Consider the following 15,909-nt stretch of genomic DNA (forward strand, 5'->3'; position numbering starts at 1 on the left):
TGGGCGTCCACACCATACGAAAACAACCAGGAAGTCTGGGCGGTTGCGCACCATCTATAAAATCTGTCCGGCCTCGAGCTGGCGCGAGGCCGAGCGCCAGGGCACCTATCGCGGCAGTGCCGACGATGCCCGGGACGGCTTCATCCACTTCTCGACCGCGGCGCAGCTCCCCGAGACGCTCCGGAAGTATTATTTCGGCCAGACCGGCCTGTTTCTGATCGCTGTGGACGCAGACGCACTCGGTGACGACCTGCGCTGGGAGCCGTCCCGCGGCGGCGATCTGTTCCCGCATCTCTACGGCGAACTCGATCTAGGCGCCGTCACGGCCGTCATGGATCTGCGTGCGCGCTCCGACGGCAACCACGACATTCCGGAGCTCAAATCGTGATCCGCGCTTTCGATGCCTTTTCCCTGCCGATGCTGCGCATGCTCGATGCCGAAGACGCGCACCGCCTCGCGATCCGCGGGTTGCGCATGCTGCCTTACGCCCGCCCGCGGCCGGATGATCCGAAACTCGCGGTCCGTGCCTTCGGTCTGAACTTCCCCAATCCGGTCGGGATCGCGGCCGGCTTCGACAAGAATGCCGAAGTGCCGGACGCGCTGCTCCGTCTCGGCTTCGGCTTTGCCGAGATCGGCTCGGTGACGCCGAAGCCGCAATCCGGCAATCCACGCCCGCGCATCTTTCGGCTGGAGCGTGACGAAGCGGTCATCAACCGGCTCGGCTTCAACAATGATGGTGCGGAGGTCGTGCTGCGTCGGCTGGCTGCACGGGCGCAGAATGGCGGTATCGTCGGCGTCAATGTCGGCGCCAACAAGGATTCGTCTGATCGCACGCAGGACTATGTGCGGCTGATCGAGACCTTTGCGCCAGTGGCGAGCTATTTCACCGTCAACGTGTCATCGCCGAACACGCCGGGCCTGCGCAATCTGCAGCAGGCCGCCGAGCTCGACGATCTCTTGGCGCGGGTGATCGATGCGCGCGAGCGCGTCCGGAAGAATGCGGGAGATTCTCCGGTGCTGCTGAAGATTGCGCCCGATCTCAGCCTCGCCGATCTCGACGATGTCGTCCATGTCGCGCGCTCGCGCGGCGTTGATGGCATGATCGTCGCGAACACCACCATCGGCCGTCCCTCGACCTTGCGCGAACAGGCACGCGCGAAAGAGCAGGGCGGATTGTCAGGGCGGCCCTTGTTCCGGCTGTCCACCCGCATGGTGGCGGAGACCTTCGTGCGTGTCGAAGGTGCATTTCCGCTGATCGGCGCCGGCGGCATCGACGGCGGCGGTGCGGCGCTGACCAAGATCTCGCGCGGGCGCGAGCCTGATCCAGCTCTATTCGTCGCTGGTCTATAAAGGCGTCGGCCTCGTCGACAGCATCAAGGCCGACCTGTCCTCGACGCTGCTGCGCACCGGCCGCGAATCGCTGTCGGAAATCGTCGGCGCAGACGCAGCGACCATCACTGCGGAAGATTGGCCGGGGTAAGCCAAGCCTGCTGCGGAAATGACTGTCGCAGCAAAGCTGGATGACGCAGCGCCTGCAAAGCGCCGCGCGACAGCATGAACACCAGAAACGCGAGCCATAGTCCGGTATTGCCGAGGCTGGCCAGTGCGAACCATGCGGCGATGTAAATCGCCAGCGCCAGTAGCATCAGGTTGCGCATGTCGCGCGCCCACGATGCGCCGATATAGATGCCGTCATAGGCATAGGCGAGGACGCCACAGGCGGGCGCCAGCGCCGCCAGTAGCATGTAATTCCGCGCAGCGAGCCGAACATCGGGGCTGGTGGTGATGAAATCGATCAGCGCGCCGCCGAACAGCACGAATAGCAACGTGACAGCGATGCCAAATGCCGTGCTCCAGATCAGGACGAGCTTTACGGCCCGGGAAAACTGCTTGCGGTCGCGAGCGCCGGTGCCTTGACCGCAGAGCTGCTCGGCGGCGGTGGCGATGCCGTCGAGGAAGAACGAGCCGATCATGACGAAGTTGTTGAGCACCGCATTGGCAGCCAGGGTCAGGTCACCTGCGCGGGCGCCCTGCGCCGTGAAGAAGAGAAATGCAGCAATCAATGCTGCCGTGCGGATCATGATATCGCGATTGACTGCGAACAACCGTAGTAGCCGGATGCGATCGAACAGGACCGCGCGCGGCACATCGATGCGGCCGCCCAGGATTTTCCACATGGCGATGAGGCCGGCGAGAAAGCCCGCGATTTCTGCAGCTACCGTTGCCAGTGCTGCGCCACTGACGCCAAAGTCGAATTGCAGAACCAGCAGGGCGGTGAGCGCCATGTTGGTGAGATTGATGCCGACCTGCAGTGCCAGAGCGATGCCGGTGCGCGCCTGGCCGACCAGCCAGCCGAGAATGACATAGTTGCCGAGCATCAGCGGCGCGGACCAGAGTCGGATGAAGAAATACTGGCGTGCGGCGGATGTGACGGCGTCGCTGCCGCCCATGATGTTGAACACCAGCCCCGCCAGCGGTGTCCGCAAGATGATCAGCGTCAGCCCGATCGCCGCTCCGAGCATCAACGCGCGCAGCAGGATGGCGCGCACCTCGATCCGGTCACCGGCGCCAAGCGCCTGTGCGGTGAAGGCAACCGTCGCCATGCGCAGAAATCCGAACAGCCAGAAAATACAGTCGAATGCGACGGAGGCCAAAGCCACACCGCCGAGCAGATGCGGGTCGCCAAGCCGGCCGATTGCCGCCGTCGAGACGATGCCGATCAGAGGCGTCGTCAGATTGGCCAGCATGGCCGGGCCGGCAATGGCAAAGACGCGCCTGTTGGTGACGGACAATTCCGACGACATCAATGCAGCCTGAAGCGGATGATGCGCGTCTCAGCGGCCGCGGGGGGCGCTGAACAGCCGCATGATCAGCCAGATCGGCACCACGATCACGGCGCCGAGCAGGAAGTAGCGCCAGAGGCCATTGATGGCGTCGAAGCCGAGGTCATAGACCCACTGGAACAGGCGGCGGATGCTGGTGACGATGTTCCACGGATCGAAGCCGATGGCCGCGAGCACGACGCCGACCAGGATCGACAGCAGGATCAGCCGGCCGAGTACAGCCAGCGGCGATCCGCCGAGGAAGCGCGCCAAGCCGTCATTGTTGGCCGGCAAGTCCCGGGTCTCATTTGGCTGCATCGTGGTCTCCTGCGCGCAAATCGCGCGCGATCATAGGTGGTCCCACGCAAATGGGGAACCCGGCTTGTTCGTCAAGTATCGGCTGTCAAGGCGTCGCAGGCTCGGGCGGCGCAATTGTGGTCTCCGCCTTCAGCATGCGTTCCAGGGTCTCCAGCCGGTCGGCCTCACGTGGCGGCTTGTCCCAGCGCAGCCGGCTGATGCGGGGAAACCGCATTGCGACCCCCGACTTGTGCCGTGGCGAGCGCGCCAGCCCTTCAAAGGCGACTTCCAGCACCAGCCCCTTGTCCGGCTCATGGGTGACGTGACGCACCGGGCCGAACTTCTCGGTGGTGTTGCGGCGGACGAAGCGGTCGATTTGCAGCAGCTCCTCGTCGGTGAAGCCGAAATAGGCTTTGCCGACCGGCACCAGTTGGTCGCCGCTCTCGCCTGCGGTCCAGACACCGAAGGTGTAATCTGAATAATAGGACGAGCGCTTGCCGTGGCCGCGCTGCGCATACATCAGCACCGCGTCGATCATGTGCGGGTCGCGCTTCCATTTCCACCATTGGCCCTTCGGACGGCCGGGCAGATAGGCAGAATCGCGCCGCTTCAGCATCACGCCTTCGACGGCGTCGGCATCTTCGCCGGCTTCGGCACTAACAGGATCGGCACGTGCTGCGGTGAGGGCATCCCATGTTGCGAACGGGATCTGGTCGGACAGATCGATCCTGTCGTCGTCGAGTTCTGCGATGAATCTTTCCAGTTTGGTTCGTCGCTGTTCGAATGGCAGTTCGCGCAAATCCGTCTCGCCATCGCTGAGCAGGTCATAGGCGCGCAGATGAATGGGATAGTCCTTCATCAGCTTCGGCGTCACGCTTTTCCGGTTCAGGCGTTGTTGCAGCACGTTGAATGACTGCACGCGTCCCTCGCGCAGGACCAGCAACTCGCCATCGATCGCGCCGGGCAATCGCAGCGACGGCGTGAGGTCGGGGAAGCTTCCTGTGATGTCCTCGCCGGTGCGCGAATAGAGCCGCGTGACGATCCTGTCGTCATCGCCTTTGCCGCTGACCGCCTGAATCCGGATGCCATCCCATTTCCACTCCGCGACAAAATCCGCAGCATCGAGATTGGCGAAGTCGGATTCCTCAATGGCATGCGCCAGCATGACTGGCCGGAACGGCGCGGGATCGCGATTGACCGGCTTCTCGGCGCGGCCTTCAAGCCAAGCGAACAATTCGCCATAGGGCGACGCGAGGCCGGGCCAGATCAGCTCGACGTCATGCGGATCTTTGTCGCCGAGCGCTGCCGCGGCGGTCTTGGCCAGCCGCGCCGAAACACCGATGCGCATCGCGCCGGTGACAAGCTTCAACAGTGCCCAGCGCCCGGTCTCGTCGAGTTCATCGAGCCAGCGGGTGAGTTGTGCGGGTAGCTCGGATTTGCCGAGCGTGCGCAGTGTGGTGACGACTTCGGTCAGTGTCGGCGGTGGTGGGTTGTTGTGTGCGATCTCCTCGGCCTTCGGCCACATCAGCGCCACCGTCTCCGAGAGATCGCCGACATAGTCATAGGAGAGCTCAAATAGCACCGGATCCGTCCGCGATGCGATCAGATCGCGGATCAATCCAGCTTTCGCATGTTTGAACGACAGCGCACCTGTCAGTGCCGCCAGCGCGTAGCCACGGTCGGGATCTGGCACTTCGCGAAAATAGCCCGTGATCAGCCGCAGCTTGTTGTTGCGGCCGGGTTCATAGGCCAGGCGATCGAGCAGTTCGGCGAAGCGGTTCATGCCTCGGCGCTTTCGCCGGGCGGAAGTGTCTCTTCCTCCTCCTCGTCGCCATAGCCGACCAGCGCAAGAGGCCGCGCGGTCAGGCCTTGACTCTGGCACCAATGCACCAGCGCGTCTTCCTGGCCATGGGTGACCCAGATTTCGCCGGCCCCGGTCGCGCGGATGGTGGCGCATAATCCATCCCAGTCGGCGTGATCCGAAATCACCAGCGGCAGCTCGACGCCGCGCTGCCGCGCACGGGCACGCACGCGCATCCAGCCGGACGCAAAGGCCGTGACGGGATCAGGAAAACGCCGCGTCCACACATCCGATGTGGCCGATGGCGGCGCCAGCGTGATGGTGCCCGCGAGATCGGCTTTCCTGACGCCTTTCACCGGGCGTAATTCGCCAAGATCGATGCCGCGGCTCTGATAGTAGTGTGTGATCTTCTCCATCGCGCCATGCAGATAGATCGGTGCATCGTAGCCGGCCTGACGGATCAGCTTGATGACCCGCTGCGCCTTTCCCAGCGAATAGGCGCCGACCAGATGCGCGCGCTCCGGAAACAGCGCGACCGAGGCCAGCAGCTTCTTCACCTCGTCGGCGGCATCGCCGTGACGAAACACCGGAAGTCCGAATGTTGCTTCGGTGATGAACAAGTCGCAGGGCACCACCTCGAACGGCGTGCAGGTCGGATCATGGGCGTCCTTGTAGTCGCCGGAGGCGACGATGCAGATATCCTTGCAGGTCACCGCCATCTGTGCGGAGCCGAGTACATGGCCGGCGGGATGGCAGGACACCGTGACGTCGCCGAGTTTGATTGTCTCGCCATAGGCAATGGCCTGCGTGCTGCCGGCGAAATTGTCGCCATAGCGCAGCCGCATCATGTCGAGGGTCTCTTGCGTAGCCAGCACCGCGTTATGGCCGGGGCGGGCATGGTCGGAATGGCCGTGGGTGATCACGGCGCGCTCGACCGGTCTGACCGGGTCGATATGGAAGCCGCCCGGTTTGCAGCAAAGGCCGGCGGGAACCGGGATAAGGATGTCTTGCGGACGCATCTCGGTTATATAGGTCCGCCTTGGGTTGGTTCGAGTCATCCTGCGAACGCCCCGCCCTCCGATCGGTTCCCATCATGCCCGCGCGCTTGTTCATGTCATCCGGCGATATGAACGCCGACCGGCGTTTCGACTATGCGCGCGACCTGCAGGTGCAGGGCGATCTGGTGGCGGCGGCCGATCTGTTTGAGCAGGCCACTGATCTGGCGCCGGGCTTTGCCACCGCATGGTTCGTGCTCGGGGAGGTCCGGGAGCAACTGGGTGACACCGCAGCTGCCATCGCCGCGTTTCGCCGCGCGCAGGCCAGCGATCCCGATGATCGTAACGGTGCTGGTCTGCGGTTGATGCGGCTCGGCGCTGACGATCTCTCGGCCATGCCGGCGACCTATGTGACGGCGCTGTTCGATCAATACGCGCCCAAGTTCGACGCCGCTCTGGTCGATACGCTCGGTTATCGCGGACCGGCGGTTCTGTTGGGCGCCGTGCGTGCCGCATGCGCTGCGACGGATAGGGCGATGCTCTTTCCCCGCGCCATCGATCTCGGTTGCGGCACCGGGCTGGCGGCCGCCGCTTTTGCCGCCTGCACCGGCGCCATCATCGGCATCGACCTGTCGCCGCGCATGATCGAGCGCGCTTATGCCACCGGACTTTACGCCGAGCTTGAAGTGGCCGAGATCGTCGAGGGTTTGTGCCGCCGGTCAGATAGCAGTGTCGAACTGGTCATCGCAGCAGACGTGCTGATCTATCTGCACGACCTTGCGCCGGTTTTGCGAGAAGCTACGCGCGTGCTGGCCCCAGACGGGCTGCTCGCCTTCACGGCCGAGACCCATGAGGGCGACGGTGTCGCTCTTGGCGCGGGCTTGCGTTATGCGCAGAGCGAAGATCATTTGCGCGGCCTGATCGCAGCTGCCGGCCTGGCGCTCATTCATCTTGAACACGTTTCGTCTCGTACGGAACGCGGCGTTGCCGCACCGGGACTGGTGGCCGTCGCGATCAAGCGTCAGCTTTAACGCCGTCGGGGTCAGCCAGCGCAAGTTTGCTGGCGCAATCCAGAAATCGAAACGAAAAGACGGTCGCTTCGTTGTAAGGGCTCCTTGCAACGCCGCCGGGCAATAACGTCTGTGAGTGCCAAGCGTCATACCAATAAAAACCCCGGCCGCGAGGCCGGGGTTTTCGATTGAGCATATGTCGCTGTGATCAGTACTTCGCAACGACCGGGCTGTTGAAATGATAGTTCAGACCGGTACGGAAGATATGCTCGGTGACGCTGGTCGTGACGGTCGTGGTGTTGACCAGATTCGAGGTCGAGCCGAGATCGACATAGAGATATTCCGTCTTCGAGGTCCAGCTCGGGCCGAACAGGCCGAGCAGGGTGAACGGCGTCTCGATGCCGGCGCCCGCGGTCCAGCCGCTCAGGGTTGTCGAAGCATTGAGTACCTGGGCGCCGTCTTCGCGGATCTTGGTCTTCACGCCACCGTAAGCGTAACCGCCCGTGGCATAAAACAGCGTTGAGCCGATCGAATAACCGAGGCGGCCACGAACGGTGCCGAACCAGGGCAGCTTAGCATCGAACGGGACGTCGCCGAGGCCAATGGCCGTCTTGTTGTCGCGCTGGCTGGAGGCCTGGATGTCGGTTTCCAGACCGTAGACCCAGTTCGCCATCTGCCAGTTGTAACCGAGCTGTACGCCGCCGTTGATGCCATCGGGAGCGAGGTTGAAGGCGTCATATGAGGGAAAGTCGCCAAGGCCGTCGCCGGCTTTAGAGACCGTGGTGCGGTCGCGTCCGATGCCGGAGCCGATATTGCCGCCGAGATACCAACCGGTCCAGTTCGCTGCGGGCGCCGGCACATAGGCGCTGTTGTTGCCACCGATGCGATAGTTCAGGCCGACGCGAAACAGATTCTCGCGCACTTCTGTGGTGGTGGTCTGAGGGAAGGTGCCGAGCACCATCACCTGGTCGGTCTTGTTGCCGAGGTTGAGATAGAGGTATTCGATCTTGCCGGTCCAGTTGCCGCCGAGAGATGCCTCGACGCCGCTGCCGACGGTCCAGCCGCTTTGGACGCGGCTCGTAGCCAAGGCAGGAAAGCCCAGGGAGGTGGAGGTGGTGGTGACGTTGCCATAGGCATAGCCGCCGGTCACATAGCTGAGCACCGGACCCGTTGCGAGACCAACGCGGCCGCGCACCGTGCCAAACCAATCGATTTTCTGGCTGTAGGTGTCCTGCGGCGCCAGCGGAAAGGCGCCGTTGTTCAGCAACGGATAGCTGTCCTTCAACTCGCCGCCCTGAATATCGGCTTCGACGCCGTAGACTAGCGGGCCGAACATCGAACCGGTTTGCCAGTTGTAGCCGATCTGGCCGCCGCCGAGTCCACCGGCGGGCTGCAGATAGGTCGAGGTGGCTGAGCCCGGAGTGATGGGGTCGTTGTTTTGCAGCCGATCCCGGCCGACGCCGTAGCCCGCATTCACGCCCATGTAGAAGCCAGTCCAGTCGTAAACCGTTGTTACCGGAACCTTGTAGTAGGGCGCCTTCGCGGCCATGTCGGCGGCTTGCGCACCGGCGGTCAGAGTGAGCAGCGCCGCGGCGGAGAGGCGAAGGGTTTTCATAATGGGTTCCAGTTCAGGTTTCTGGTCGAACTATGAAGGGGTAACAGAGTGCTGTCAGCAGCCGTGCGATCAGAAATTGCGGTATTTGGATATTGGGTTCCTTGTGGTTAATTTTCTCGGAACAGCGTTGGTCAGGACGCAAACAAAAACCCCGGCCGCGAGGCCGGGGTTTTCGATTTTAGCGGATGTCGCTGGGATCAGTACTTCGCAACGACCGGGCTGTTGAAGTGGTAGTTCAGGCCGGTGCGGAAGATGTGCTCGGTGACCTTGCTCTCGTTGGTCACGCCGGGAGCGACCAGATCCGTGGATTTGCCAAGATCGACATAGAGATATTCGGTCTTGCTGGTCCACTGCGGTCCAAACAGGCCGAGCAGCTTGAACGGGGTTTCGAGGCCAGCGCCGGCGGTCCAGCCGGTCTTGGTGCTGGACAGGTCAGCAACCTGAATGCCGTTGTTGAAGATCTTGTTCTTCACGCCGCCATAAGCGAAGCCGCCGGTTGCGTAGAACAGGCTGGAGCCGACCGAGTAACCGACGCGACCGCGAACGGTGCCGAACCAGGGCAGCTTGGACTCGTAGCCAATGGTTCCGAGGCCAACGACGGTCTTGTTGTCGCGCTGGCTGGACGCCTGGATATCGGTTTCAAGACCGTAAACCCAGTTCGAAGCCTGCCAGTTGTAACCGATCTGACCGCCACCATTGATGCCGTCCGGATTCAGGCTGAACTGCTCCAGGGGAGCAATGGGAGCTCCCGTCAGAGTCGTGCGGTTGCGGCCGGTGCCGGAACCGAGGTTGCCGCCGAGATACCAGCCGGTCCAGTTGGCCGCAGCCACCGGGGTGTAAGCGCTGTTGCCACCGATGCGGTAGTTCAGGCCGACACGGAAAAGGTTTTCACGGATTTCGTTGTTGGTGAACTGGCCAGCGAACGGCGCGCCGAAGGCGTTCGTCTTGTTGCCGAGGTTCACATAGAGATACTCAATCTTGCCGGTCCAGTTGCCGCCTAGCGCTGCTTCGACACCGCTGCCGATGGTCCAGCCCGTCGCAGTGCGGTTCTCCGAGAACGCCGTCACGCCGCCTTCGGTGATCGTGCTCTTGATGTTGCCGTAAGCGAAACCGCCGGTGAAGTAGCTGAGAACCGGGCCAGTCGCGAGACCAACACGGCCACGAACGGTACCGAACCAATCCGACTTCTGGCTGTAGATGGTTGCCGGAGCGACCGAGGCGCCACCGCCCGTGAGGCCCGAGCCCTGGATGTCAGCTTCGAGGCCGTAAACGATCGGGCCGAGCAGCGAGTCGCCCTGCCAGTTGTAGCCAATCTGGCCGCCGCCGAAGCCGCCCTGCGGCGAGACGTACAGCGAGTCGTTGTTGAGGCTGTGGGTGGTGCGGTCGCGGCCAATGCCGACGCCGGCGTTCACGCCGATGTAGAAGCCGGTCCAGTTGTAGACGGCGACGATCGGCGCCTTGTAATAAGGGGCCTTGACGGCCAGATCGGCAGCCTGCGCGCTCACAGCGGTTCCGAGCAGCGCGGCGCTCGCAAGAAGAATACGTTTCATGGTCGACCCCAATTCAGATTTGAACCGTTAGAATAGGGGAGTCGGGCCATATTGGCTGTATCCGGACGGCCACACTGTCCGACATTGCAACCGCAGGGGCGCCGGCCAAAAAAAGCCGGTTAAATAAGCGTTTAGACACCCGTGGCGCGATGCGTATTTCGTCACGTTTGGGTGCGCTGAGGCCCTATCGATAGCCAACCCACGGAAAACATGAGGCAACCTGTGAGGGATTGCCAAGCCTCTCGCGCCCGCAGAGGATAAGGCAAGCCCGTACAGCCGCGATCAACGCCGCGACGGGTCACAAAAACACGCCCGCACAAGTGGGTCTCAGGGAGAAAACACCAGATGCCTTCGCGCCACAGGTCCGTCTTCAGGACCGCGACACTCGCTGCAGTTGTCTCCGTACTGGCCCATTCGGCCTCTGCGGCGGATAAGAAATACGATCCGGGTGCCAGCGATACCGAGATCAAGCTCGGCCAGACCATTCCCTATAGCGGCGCCGGTTCCCTGTATGGCGTGATCGGCCGGACCCAGGCCGCCTATTTACAGATGCTGAACGAGAAGGGCGGCATCAACGGGCGCAAGATCAATTTCATGTCGCTGGACGATGCCTACAGCGCGCCGAAGGCGGTCGAGGCCACCCGCCGGCTGGCGGAGCAGGACGAGGTGCTGGCGCTGTTCGGCTCGCTGGGCACCGCGCCCCAATCGGCCGTGCAGAAGTTTCTCAACAGCAAGAAGATCCCGCAGCTGCTGCTCAACACCGGCGCCTCGCGCTGGAACAACCCGAAAGAGTTCAAGTGGACCACGCCGGGTCTGCCGATCTATTCGACCGAGGGCCGCATCATCGCGCGCTACCTGATGCAGGCCAGGCCGAACGCCAAGGTCGCGATCCTTTACCAGAACGACGAGTTCGGAAAGGATTTCATGAATTCGTTCAAGGAGATTCTGACTGAGGCCGGCACCGCGAAGATAGTTGCCGAGGCGTCCTATGACCTCACCGATCCGACCATCGATTCACAGCTGATCAATCTGGCGAAATCGGGCGCAGATACGTTCTTCAACATTTCCACCGGCAAGGCGACGTCGCAATCGATCCGCAAGGTCGCGGAGCTCGGCTGGAAGCCGCTGCATCTCCTGGTATCGACCTCGAGCGGTCGCTCGATCATCAACGCTGCCGGCGCCGAGAATGCCAAGGGCATCGTGGCGATGACCTACACCAAGGAAGTCGGCAGCGAGAAGTGGAAGGACGATCCGGACGTGATCGCCTTCCAGGAGCTGCGCAAGAAGTATCTGCCCAATGTCGACCCCGACAACACCATCGCATTCCAGGGCTACTCGCAGGGCGTAACCATGGCGGAGATTTTGCGCCGTTGCGGCGACGATCTCACCCGCGAGAATGTGCTCAAGCACGCCACCAATCTGGAAGGCTATCGCGCGCCGGTATTCCTGCCGGGGATCACCTACGGCTTCACGCCGACCGACTACACCACCATCAAGGCGCTCTATGTCGGCACCTTCAACGGTGCCGATTGGGATCTGTCGGATAAGCCGGTGAGCCAGTAAGCGCGTATTTTAAAGTAACGACCATCCCCGGTGAGATGCCGGGGATGGAGACGGCCAATCGGACTCGCAAAGAGCCGGATCAAAAATCATCAGGGAGAAAACGCCATGAACAAGGGACTATTTGCGTCTGCGGCGCGGGTCGCCGTCGTCGTGTTGCCACTGACTGTGACGGCCGCTATCGCCGCCGACAAGAAATACGATCCGGGCGCCAGCGATACTGAAATCAAGATTGGACAAACCATTCCCCATAGCGGACCCGGCTCGCTCTATGGCGTGCTCGGCCGCGTCGGCGAAGCTTATTTTCAGAGCTTGAACGAGAAGGGCGGCATCAATGGCCGCAAGGTCAAGTTTCTGACGATGGACGATTCCTACAGCGCACCGAAGGCTGTTGAGGCGACGCGCCGCCTCGTCGAGCAGGATGAAGTGCTCGCACTCTATGGCTCGCTCGGCACAGCGCCGCAGACCGCCGTGCACAAATATCTCAATTCCAAGGGCGTGCCGCAGCTGCTGCTCAACACCGGCGCATCGAAGTGGAACGATCCGAAGAACAACAAATGGACCATGGCCGGTCTGCCGCTCTATCCGACCGAGGCGCGCATTCTCGCCAAGTATGTCGTCAGCATGAATCCGAATGCGAAAGTCGGTATCCTCTACCAGAACGATGATTTCGGCCGGGATTTCCTGGGGCCGTTCAAGGACGAACTCGCGAAAGCTGGCGGCACCGCGAAGGTGATCGCCGAGGTGACATACGATCTCACCGATCCCACGATCGATTCGCAGCTGATCAATCTCGCCAAGTCCGGTGCCGATGTTTTCTATAACATCACCACCGGCAAGGCGACGTCGCAGTCGATCCGTAAGGTGGTCGAACTCGGCTGGAAGCCGCTGCAGTTGTTGTCGGCGGGTTCCACCGGCCGATCGATCCTGGAGGCGGCAGGGTTGGAGAATGCCAAGGGCATCGTCTCGATTGCCTATGGCAAGGATATCGGTTCGCCGCTCTATGCCAAGGATCCCGACATCTTGGCGTTCGAAGCGCTGCGCGCGAAATATCTGCCCACGGTGTCTGCCGATAACTCGATCGCCTTCTTCGGCTATGGTCAGGCCGTATCCATGGCGGAGATCCTGCGCCGCTGCGGCGACGAGCTCACCCATGAGAACGTGCTGAAACAGGCCATCGGCCTGAACGGCTTCCGCGCTCCGCAAATGCTGCCGGGTGTGAGTTACAGCTATACCAATGACGCCTATGTTCCGATGGCGACGCTGTACACCCAGCGGTTCGACGGCAAGGACTGGATCATCTCCGACAAGTCGGTGACGCAATAAGACCACAGGTCTCTCCACGTCATTGCGGGTCTCGGCGAAATTGGCGCAGCCAATTTCGTTTGGGCGAAGCAATCCAGTCTTCTCTTGCTGTTTTCTGGATTGCTTCCTCGCAAGGGCTTAGAGGAAAGTTGCACGGCAACTTTCCTTGACCTCGCAATGACGGCTGAGAGTGCCTAGTTCTAACGCGTGCCGCCCCGTAAATCCGTCGCCAAACCCGACCTGCTGCCCGATCATTTCCTGCGCTGGTTCGCCATGCGCGGCTGGTCGCCGCGCGAACATCAATTGGCGCTGCTGCAGAAGGCGCGGGACGATCGCTCGGCGCTACTGATCGCACCGACAGGCGCGGGCAAGACGCTGGCTGGGTTTCTTCCGACGCTGGTGGAATTGAGCGGCAACAAAAACGCCGCGGGGCCTGCTCCCTCCCCCTTGCGGGGGAGGGCCGGGGAGGGGGGTCCACAAGTGACGTCGTACCAGCGATACCCCCCTCCCGGCAGCCTGCGGCTGCCGACCTCCCCCGCAAGGGGGGAGGTAAGAAAGCAGCACCTGCGCTTGCCGGAAGCGCGCCGAGCAAGGTGGTCTCCACCGGCCGCACCGTTCAGCGCACCGGTGGCCTGCACACGCTCTACATTTCCCCGCTGAAAGCCCTCGCCGTCGACATCGCGCGCAATCTGGAAACGCCGATCGCGGAGATGCAGCTGCCGATCAAGGTCGAGACGCGCACAGGCGACACGCCGGTGTCGCGCCGGGCGCGGCAGCGGCGCTATCCGCCTGATATCCTGCTGACCACGCCGGAACAGCTGGCGCTGCTGTTGTCGTCCGACGACGCGCCGTTTCTGTTCTCGTCACTCAAGCGCGTTGTGCTCGACGAATTGCATGCGCTGGTGACGTCGAAGCGCGGGGATCTGCTGTCGCTCGGCCTTGCGCGGCTGTGGAAGCTTGCGCCTGAGATGCGGGCCATCGGCCTGTCGGCGACGGTCGCCGAGCCGGAATCGCTGGCGCGTTTCCTCGTGCCGCAGCCCGTTGGTGAAAGCGTTTCCGCCGATATCGTCATCGCCGGCGGCGCGGCCGAGCCGGTCGTCGAAATGCTCGACACCAAGGAACGGTTGCCCTGGGCCGGCCATTCCGCGCGCCATGCACTCGGCGAGATCTACGATCTCATCAAGGCCAACAAGACGACGCTGGTCTTCGTCAATACGCGCAGCCAGGCCGAGATGCTGTTCCAGGATCTCTGGCGCATGAATGACGACGGTCTTGCTATCGCGCTGCATCACGGCTCCCTCGACGTCGCGCAGCGCCGCAAGGTCGAGGACGCGATGTCCGCCGGTAAGTTACGCGGCGTGGTCTGTACCTCGTCGCTCGATCTCGGCGTCGACTGGGGCGATGTCGATCTCGTCATCAACGTCGGCGCGCCCAAGGGCGCATCGCGGCTGATGCAGCGGATCGGCCGCGCCAATCACCGGATCGACGAAGCTTCACGCGCAGTGCTGGTGCCGGCCAATCGTTTCGAGGTGCTCGAATGTCGCGTCGCCATCGATGCCGTTGCCGAGAATGCACAGGACACGCCGCCGCTGCGGACTGGCTCGCTCGATGTGCTGGCGCAGCACGTACTCGGCTGTGCCTGCGGCGCACCGTTTCGCGCCGACGATCTCTATGACGAAGTGCGCTCGGCGGCGCCTTACGCCGAACTGTCGCGTGTCGATTTCGACGACACAGTAGAGTTCGTGGCGTCCGGCGGCTATGCGCTGAAAATCTATGAGCGCTTCGCCCGTATCAAGCAGGACGCTTCGGGCAAATGGCGCGTCACCAATCCCAAGGTACGCCAGATGTATCGCATGAATGTCGGCACCATCGTCGAGGATACGATGCTGAAGGTGCGGCTGGTGCGCGGAGGCAGCGGAAAAGGCAAAAAGGGTGTCACTGGTGTACTGGCGCGCGGGGGACGCATGCTCGGCCAGATCGAGGAATATTTCATCGAAGGCCTTGTCGTCGGCGACACATTCGTGTTCGGCGGCGAGGTCGTTCGCTACGAATCCCTGGTCGAGGATCAGGTCTATGTTTCGCGCGCCCATGACAAGGACGCGAAAGTGCCGTCCTATATGGGCGGCAAGTTTCCGCTCTCGACCTACCTCGCCGAACGCGTGCGAAAGCTGCTGGACGATGAGCGTGCCTGGAAAGGCCTGCCCGACCAGGTCCGTGAATGGTTGTTGCTGCAGGCCCATGTCTCGCATGTGCCGGGCACGCGCGAGCTGATGGTCGAGACCTTTCCGCGCGCCGACAAGCATTACCTCGTTTGCTATCCGTTCGAAGGCCGCCTCGCGCATCAGACGCTGGGCATGCTGCTGACGCGCCGGCTTGAACGCGCCCGCGCGCGGCCGCTGGGCTTCGTTGCCAATGAATATGCGCTGGCGATATGGGGCCTTGGCGACACGTCGCACATGATCAGGCAGGGCAGGCTCGATCTCGCCGCTTTGTTCGATCCCGACATGCTCGGCGACGATCTTGAAGCCTGGCTCGCGGAATCGGCGCTGATGAAGCGGACGTTCCGCACCTGCGCGGTTATCTCGGGGCTGATTCATATGCGTTTCACCGGCGAGGAGAAATCGCGCCGCCAGGTGCTGTTCTCCACGGATCTGATCTATGACGTACTGCGCAAGCATCAGCCCGATCATGTGCTGCTGCGCGCCGCGCGTGCCGATGCGGCGACGGGATTGCTGGACATTCGGCGATTGAGCGACATGCTGACGCGGATTCAGGGCCGCATCATTCACCGGGAACTCGACCGCGTGTCGCCGCTGGCGGTCCCGGTGATGCTGGAAATCGGCCGTGAAGCGGTATACGGCGAGGCGTCCGACGAGCTCCTGGCAGAAGCCGCCGAGGAACTCGTGAAAGAGGCGGCAGGATTCGAAGAGATGGGATCGTAAGGGTTTTGCGAG

At 62.5% G+C, this 15,909-nt stretch carries 11 protein-coding genes and 1 pseudogene; 6 read left to right on the forward strand and 6 right to left on the reverse strand.

Annotated elements, in window-relative coordinates:
• Window positions 1–43 precede the first annotated feature (43 nt).
• Together RSO67_RS20155 and RSO67_RS20160 are read left to right on the forward strand one after the other, a co-directional pair.
• Window positions 44–388, forward strand: coding sequence for a DUF952 domain-containing protein (locus RSO67_RS20155; protein ID WP_315840297.1), 345 nt, complete (start codon window positions 44–46; stop codon window positions 386–388).
• Window positions 385–1,480, forward strand: a pseudogene (locus RSO67_RS20160) (quinone-dependent dihydroorotate dehydrogenase). Before RSO67_RS20155 ends, RSO67_RS20160 begins: the two are co-directional and overlap by 4 nt.
• Here RSO67_RS20160 and RSO67_RS20165 read toward each other — a convergent pair.
• The 4 genes from RSO67_RS20165 to RSO67_RS20180 all read right to left on the reverse strand — a co-directional run bounded on the left by RSO67_RS20165 (window position 1,455) and on the right by RSO67_RS20180 (window position 5,939).
• Window positions 1,455–2,804, reverse strand: a complete 1,350-nt coding sequence (locus tag RSO67_RS20165) for an MATE family efflux transporter (protein ID WP_315840298.1) — start codon at window positions 2,802–2,804, stop codon at window positions 1,455–1,457. The pseudogene RSO67_RS20160 and the gene RSO67_RS20165 overlap by 26 nt on opposite strands.
• A gap of 30 nt (window positions 2,805–2,834) precedes the next feature.
• Complete coding sequence (locus RSO67_RS20170; protein WP_068737958.1) at window positions 2,835–3,140, reverse strand: DUF6460 domain-containing protein; 306 nt, start codon at window positions 3,138–3,140, stop codon at window positions 2,835–2,837.
• An 85-nt stretch (window positions 3,141–3,225) separates the two neighbouring features.
• Window positions 3,226–4,902 carry an ATP-dependent DNA ligase gene (locus RSO67_RS20175; protein WP_315840299.1) on the reverse strand — a complete coding sequence of 559 codons (1,677 nt, stop codon included), beginning with the start codon at window positions 4,900–4,902 and terminating at the stop codon, window positions 3,226–3,228.
• Window positions 4,899–5,939 (reverse strand): ligase-associated DNA damage response exonuclease, encoded by a 1,041-nt coding sequence (locus RSO67_RS20180; protein ID WP_315840300.1) that lies wholly within the window; start codon window positions 5,937–5,939, stop codon window positions 4,899–4,901. Before RSO67_RS20180 ends, RSO67_RS20175 begins: the two co-directional genes overlap by 4 nt.
• Window positions 5,940–6,013: 74 nt before the next feature.
• Here RSO67_RS20180 and RSO67_RS20185 point away from each other — a divergent pair, with 74 nt between their 5' ends.
• Window positions 6,014–6,946: a class I SAM-dependent DNA methyltransferase gene (locus RSO67_RS20185; protein WP_315840301.1), complete on the forward strand. Its 933-nt coding sequence runs from the start codon at window positions 6,014–6,016 to the stop codon at window positions 6,944–6,946.
• A 187-nt stretch (window positions 6,947–7,133) separates the two neighbouring features.
• Here the strand turns inward: RSO67_RS20185 and RSO67_RS20190 are convergent, their stop codons facing one another.
• Complete coding sequence (locus tag RSO67_RS20190; protein WP_315840302.1) at window positions 7,134–8,540, reverse strand: outer membrane protein; 1,407 nt, start codon at window positions 8,538–8,540, stop codon at window positions 7,134–7,136.
• Window positions 8,541–8,737: 197 nt separating this feature from the next.
• Window positions 8,738–10,090, reverse strand: a complete 1,353-nt coding sequence (locus RSO67_RS20195) for an outer membrane protein (protein ID WP_315840303.1) — start codon at window positions 10,088–10,090, stop codon at window positions 8,738–8,740.
• Window positions 10,091–10,435: 345 nt separating this feature from the next.
• On the opposite strand from RSO67_RS20195, the gene RSO67_RS20200 reads away from it, so the two are divergent.
• The 3 genes from RSO67_RS20200 to RSO67_RS20210 all read left to right on the forward strand — a co-directional run bounded on the left by RSO67_RS20200 (window position 10,436) and on the right by RSO67_RS20210 (window position 15,897).
• On the forward strand, window positions 10,436–11,653 hold the full coding sequence (locus tag RSO67_RS20200) for an ABC transporter substrate-binding protein (RefSeq protein WP_315840304.1): 1,218 nt from the start codon (window positions 10,436–10,438) through the stop codon (window positions 11,651–11,653).
• Between the two features lie 105 nt (window positions 11,654–11,758).
• Window positions 11,759–12,976 (forward strand): ABC transporter substrate-binding protein, encoded by a 1,218-nt coding sequence (locus RSO67_RS20205; RefSeq protein WP_315840305.1) that lies wholly within the window; start codon window positions 11,759–11,761, stop codon window positions 12,974–12,976.
• Window positions 12,977–13,452: 476 nt separating this feature from the next.
• Window positions 13,453–15,897, forward strand: a complete 2,445-nt coding sequence (locus RSO67_RS20210; protein ID WP_410001901.1) for a ligase-associated DNA damage response DEXH box helicase — start codon at window positions 13,453–13,455, stop codon at window positions 15,895–15,897.
• The last annotated feature ends 12 nt before the right edge of the window (window positions 15,898–15,909 follow it).

Source organism: Tardiphaga sp. 709, from assembly GCF_032401055.1.
Lineage (GTDB): Bacteria > Pseudomonadota > Alphaproteobacteria > Rhizobiales > Xanthobacteraceae > Tardiphaga.

Excerpts from the sequence above, each read along its gene's own strand:
- RSO67_RS20175 (WP_315840299.1), bottom strand. The coding sequence starts at position 4,902 with ATGAACCGCTTCGCCGAACTGCTCGATCGCCTGGCCTATGAACCCGGC.
- RSO67_RS20165 (WP_315840298.1), bottom strand. The coding sequence starts at position 2,804 with ATGTCGTCGGAATTGTCCGTCACCAACAGGCGCGTCTTTGCCATTGCC.
- RSO67_RS20200 (WP_315840304.1), top strand. The coding sequence starts at position 10,436 with ATGCCTTCGCGCCACAGGTCCGTCTTCAGGACCGCGACACTCGCTGCA.
- RSO67_RS20180 (WP_315840300.1), bottom strand. The coding sequence starts at position 5,939 with ATGCGTCCGCAAGACATCCTTATCCCGGTTCCCGCCGGCCTTTGCTGC.
- RSO67_RS20205 (WP_315840305.1), top strand. The coding sequence starts at position 11,759 with ATGAACAAGGGACTATTTGCGTCTGCGGCGCGGGTCGCCGTCGTCGTG.
- RSO67_RS20185 (WP_315840301.1), top strand. The coding sequence starts at position 6,014 with ATGCCCGCGCGCTTGTTCATGTCATCCGGCGATATGAACGCCGACCGG.
- RSO67_RS20170 (WP_068737958.1), bottom strand. The coding sequence starts at position 3,140 with ATGCAGCCAAATGAGACCCGGGACTTGCCGGCCAACAATGACGGCTTG.
- RSO67_RS20190 (WP_315840302.1), bottom strand. The coding sequence starts at position 8,540 with ATGAAAACCCTTCGCCTCTCCGCCGCGGCGCTGCTCACTCTGACCGCC.
- RSO67_RS20195 (WP_315840303.1), bottom strand. The coding sequence starts at position 10,090 with ATGAAACGTATTCTTCTTGCGAGCGCCGCGCTGCTCGGAACCGCTGTG.